At 75.4% G+C, this 4,990-nt stretch carries 4 protein-coding genes; 3 read left to right on the top strand and 1 reads right to left on the bottom strand.

Annotated features, from left to right (window positions below):
* Positions 1–69: 69 nt before the first annotated feature.
* Positions 70–537, bottom strand: coding sequence for a MarR family winged helix-turn-helix transcriptional regulator (locus ACWDCZ_RS38690; RefSeq protein ID WP_049659084.1), 468 nt, complete (start codon positions 535–537; stop codon positions 70–72).
* Positions 538–864: 327 nt separating this feature from the next.
* On the opposite strand from ACWDCZ_RS38690, the gene ACWDCZ_RS38685 reads away from it, so the two are divergent.
* From ACWDCZ_RS38685 to ACWDCZ_RS38675, 3 genes are all read left to right on the top strand, one after another.
* Positions 865–1,455, top strand: coding sequence for a lytic polysaccharide monooxygenase (locus tag ACWDCZ_RS38685; RefSeq protein ID WP_117485023.1), 591 nt, complete (start codon positions 865–867; stop codon positions 1,453–1,455).
* Positions 1,456–1,683: 228 nt separating this feature from the next.
* A complete protein-coding gene (locus ACWDCZ_RS38680) occupies positions 1,684–2,781 on the top strand; it encodes a baeRF3 domain-containing protein (protein WP_049659082.1) in 1,098 nt (365 codons plus the stop codon).
* Between the two features lie 225 nt (positions 2,782–3,006).
* Positions 3,007–4,950 (top strand): glycerophosphodiester phosphodiesterase, encoded by a 1,944-nt coding sequence (locus ACWDCZ_RS38675; protein ID WP_449818400.1) that lies wholly within the window; start codon positions 3,007–3,009, stop codon positions 4,948–4,950.
* Positions 4,951–4,990 lie beyond the last annotated feature (40 nt).

Below are 4,990 nucleotides of genomic sequence, written 5' to 3'. Positions count from 1 at the left end.
GCCAGGTCCGCCGACAGGCGCATCGAGCGCCGGCCCGGGAAGGCGAGGTGGCCGCGGGGCCGGCCGGGGTCAGCGGGTGGGCGCGGCGGCGTCCACGGCCTCGACCGCCTGGACCAGCGAGGCCAGCGCGGGGGTGCGGGCGGCCTCGTCGAGCGCCTCGCGCAGCGCGGCGTCGTTGGTCGGCCGGGCCTGCTCCAGGAGCCTCAGGCCGTCCTCGCTCACGTTGGTGTAGATGCCGCGGCGGTCGGTCGGACACAGGTAGCGCGACAGCAGCCCGCGGTCCTCCAGCCGGGTGACCAGGCGGGTGGTGGCGCTCTGGCTGAGCACGACCGCGTCGGCGACCTGCTTCATCTGCAGGTGCCCGCCCTCGTCGTCGTGCTGGCGGCTGAGCACGTCGAGCAGCGAGTACTCGCGCACGCTCAGGTCGTGCTTCGCCTGCAGGGCGCGTTCGATGTGGGACTCGATCCTGCCGTGCAGGAGGGACAGGGCGCCCCAGCCGTTGGCGAGCGCGGTGAGCGCGGGGTCCGTGGCGGTCATGGGCCCCTCCTTCCGGGTATGGCTGGGTCCAGGATAAGCCATGAACAGAAATATCGGCCAGAGCTTGTATAGCGCTTGTGCAAATAATCTCCCGTGCGATTCGGGAGCGGGTGGGGCTGCGGGATGCCGGTCGGAGCCCAGTCATCACGCGGCTTTGGCGCAAATGGTTCAGACCATTGACGCGGAGGGAAGGCAGATCCTACGGTGTCGGGCAACCGGTCTGGCGCGGGCATGCCATGTCTCGGGCAGACCGCCGTGCGCACCCCCACGCGCACGCGCACGCCCCGCGCCGGGCGCACACTCCATCCACCCCCACGGAGGAGCACCATGCGCAAGCGCCACCTGATCGCCGCCGCCGCGGCCGCGATCGCCCTGCCGATCGCGGCGGCCCTGCCGGCCCAGTCGCACGGCTTCATCAACCTGCCGCCGAGCCGCTCCGCGCTCTGCGGGGCCAACGCCGTCCCGTGGGACTGCGGCGACATCCAGTGGGAGCCGCAGAGCGTCGAGGGCCCCAAGGGCTTCCCGACCCGCGGCCCGGCGGACGGCACCATCTGCGCCGGCGCGGACGCCCGCTGGGCCCCGCTGGACAACCCCCGGGGCGGCAGCTGGCCCACCACCAAGGTGACGGCGGGCCAGCAGCTCACCTTCACCTGGGAGATCGAGGCCCGGCACTCCACCAGCAGCTTCAGGTACTTCCTGACCAAGCCCGGCTACGACGCCAGCCAGCCGATCACCCGGGCCGCCCTGGACCTGACCCCGTTCCTGACCGTCCCCTACAACGGCCGCCAGCCCGCCGCCACCACCACCCACACCGCGACCCTGCCCACCGGCCGCACCGGCCACCAGGTGGTCGTCGCCGTCTGGGACGTCGCCGACACCGGCAACGCCTTCTACTCCTGCACCGACGTCCAGTTCTGACCGCTCCCCGCCCGCCCCGACGGCCCCGGCCGTCGCGTGCCCGCCGACGCCGCCGCCCGAACCCGGACGGCGCCGGCGGGCCGCCCGCCCCCTCGTGCTGAAGGCCCCTCCCCGTCCGTGCTCGCGCGCCGCAGAAGCCGCAAATAGGTACATTGGCGACATTTGGCAGCAGTGCCAAGGCTCCGCGCGTCCACGCAAGAAGGCCGACCGCCTTCGGAAAGGGTCTCCATGCGCCCCGACCTCAGCCCCGCCGTCCTCGCCGAGCTGCGCCGGCCGCGGCCCTACCCGGCGGTGTCGATCCTGATGCCCACCCACCGCCGCGAGCCGGACAACACCCAGGACCCGGTCCGGCTGCGCAACCTGCTGGCCGAGGCGAAGGAACGCGTCCAGGCCGACCCGGAGGTCTCCCGCGCCGACCGGATCGACGTGCTGGAGCAGCTCGACCGGGCCCTGACGGAGGTCGACCTGGTGCACGCCGAGGACGGCCTGGCGGTCTTCGCCGCGCCCGGCGAGCACCAGGTCTGGTCACTCGGGCGCACCGCCCCCGCCCGGGTGGTCCTGTCCGACACCTTCCTCACCCGCAACCTGGTCGCCTCGCACGCCGCCGAGCGCCCGCACTGGGTGCTCGCGGTGGCCGCCGACAAGGTGGTGCTGTGGGGCGGCACCGAGGAGCGGGTCACCGAGGACAAGGGGCACGGCTTCCCGCTGACGCGCGTCTTCGACAACCCCGACCCCGAGCGGCAGGAGCAGATCGGCGACACCCCCAGCACCTTCCGCGACGAGGCGACCAAGACCTTCCTGCGCCAGGCCGACACCGAGGTGGGCAGGCTGCTGGCCGCCGCGCCCCGCCCGCTGTACGTGGTCGGCGAGGCCGCCGCGCTCGCCCTGCTGGACGCCGTCGGCCCGATCGCCAAGGAGGCCGCCGCCCAGCTGCCGCACGGCGGCCTGGCCCAGGCCGACGCGGAGACCGTCCGCAAGGTGGTCGAGCCCGCCGTGCGCGCCCACGCCGACCAGGAGGTCGCCGAGCACCTCGCCCAGCTCGACAAGGCCCGCGGCGCCCAGCAGTTCGCGGCCGGCCTGGACGAGGTCTGGCAGGCCGTCGGCCAGGGCCGGATCGCCCGCCTGGTGGTCGAGGAGAACTTCCGCGCCACCGTGCGCGACGACGGCGAGCACCTCGTGCCCGCCGAGGCCGGCGAGAGCGGGGCCCGCGAGGACATCGTCGACGAGGTGATCGAGCGCGCCCTGGACACCGGCGGAAAGGTCGGCTTCGTCCCCGACGACACCCTCGCCGACGCCGGCCGGATCGCCGCCGTCCTGCGCTACTGACCCGCCCCCGAACCGCCCCGCCACCGCGGCCGCCCGTCCGGTCACCACCCCGGCGGGCGGCTGCGGCGCACCCGGCCCCGCCGCGCACCCGCCGCGCTCGTACGGAAACGAACCGGCCAACCGGCGCACGGAATCCGCCATCTTCGCGCACCGCACGTGCAACGGCCACGAACGGTTCCCGGAATCGTGGCGCCCGGTTCGGCAATCACCCCTAACCTGCGGCGCATGACACAGAGTCACCGCCCCCGCTCGGCCCGCCGCACCGGCCTGCTCGCCGCCGCCGTCGCCGCCTCGCTCGGCCTCACCGCCGTCGCCCTGAACGTCCCCAGCGCCGTCTCCGCCGAAGCCGCCCCCGCGACCGCCGCGGCCGGCGCCGCCCCGGCCCCCGGCGAGGTCGTCCTCGACGAGCACTTCTCCGGCCCCGCCCTGCCGGCCGGCTTCACCGCCGTCGAGGGCGACTGGAAGGTCGAGGGCGGCCGCCTGGTCGGCACCTCCGCCAACTCCGGGCAGCAGAGCCGGATCACCTTCGGCCGCCACCTGGACGACTTCCGCATCGAGGCCACCGCCCGCTTCGAGAGCGTCCAGGACAACGCCCGCTGGACCGCCCTCGGCCTGGACGTCCCCGCGTCCGGCGTCACCCCCTGGTCGATCGCCACCATGCGCACCGGCACCACCGCCGCCAACGGCCTGGAATTCGCCCAGCGCACCCCCGCCAACGTCTGGAACGTCACCAACACCGCCGCGGCCCCCACCGCCGCCGGCACCGGCCGCGACGTGCGCATCGCCGTCGAGGTCCACGGCACCACCGCCCTCTGGATATTCGACGGCAAGGAGGCCCTGCGCACCACCCTGGTCACCCGCAGCGCCGACGGCGGCCAGGCCCTGGTGGTCAACGGCTCCACCGTCTCCTTCGACGACCTCAAGGTCACCGCGCTCGCCCCCGGCGGCTGGCTGCGCCCGGCCGGCGCGCCGCTGACCGTCTTCGCCCACCGCGGCGCCTCCTCCGCCGCCCCCGAGAACACCCTGCTCTCCGACGAGATCGCCCGCCGAGGCGGCGCCGAGTGGATCGAGAACGACGTCCAGCCCAGCAAGGACGGCGTCCCCTACGTCCTGCACGACGACACCGTCGACCGCACCACCAACGGCAAGGGCCGCATCCGCGACCTGACCGCCGCCCAGATCGACTCCCTGGACGCCGGCTCCTGGTTCGGCCCCGCCTACGCCGGCGCCCGCGTCCCCACCCTGGCCGCCCAGCTGGAGGACCTGCGCACCCGCGGCGGCAGCCTGCTGCTGGAGATCAAGGGCCAGCACAGCCGCGACGAGGTCGCCCGGATCGTCAAGGAGGTCCGCGACCACGGCATGACCGGCCGGGTCTTCGTCCAGAGCTTCGAGGTCGACGCCCTGCGCTACACCCGCGAGCTGGCCCCCGAGCTGCCGCTCGGACTGCTGCGCGGCGACTTCGACGCCGACCCGGTGGCGGTCGCCCGCGACCTCGGCCTGTCCGCCTACAACCCGTCCGACGCCGGCCTCGCCGCGCGCCCGAACGTGGTGAAGGACCTGCACGCGGCCGGCGTCGCGGTCAACGTCTGGACGGTCGACTCGGCCTCCCGCTGGAAGGCCCTGGACGCCGCCGGCGTCGACGGCGTCATCACCAACCGCCCGGCGGAGCTCGCCGGTTGGAACAGCGCCTGGCTCCAGGGCGGCGCCCCCGTCCGGCCCGCCGCGCCCACCGTGGCGATCACCTCCCCGGCCGCCGGCGCCACCCTGGACCGCGCCGCGCGGCCGGTGACCGCCGTCCAGTCCACCGGCGCCGACACCGTCCGCCTCACCCTGGACGGCAAGGAGCTGGCGCCCGGCACCGCCCTGGACGCCACCGCCCTCCCGCTCGGCGGGCACACCCTGCGCGCCGAGGCCACCGGCCCCGGCGGCCGCGCCGAGACCACCACCGCGTTCACCGTCGCCGCCACCCCCACCGGCCTGGCCGCCCTGGTGCTCACCTCCGGCGCCGACCCCAACGCCGTCGCCACCCTGACCACGATGCTCGGCCAGGGCCAGTACCGGCCGCTCGCCGCCTGGGCCGAGGACCAGGCCGGCCGCGGCGTCGTCGCCGACCGGGCCGGCCTGATCGCCGCCGACGCCCGCGCCCTGGACACCGCCCCGCGCGGCTGACCGGCGCCCCGGCCCCGTACCGCCCCGGCCCCGCACCGCC

Source organism: Kitasatospora sp. NPDC001225 (genome assembly GCF_053597855.1).
The sequence above is the reverse complement of the archived record's forward strand: the minus strand, read 5'-3'. Positions and strand labels throughout refer to the sequence as shown.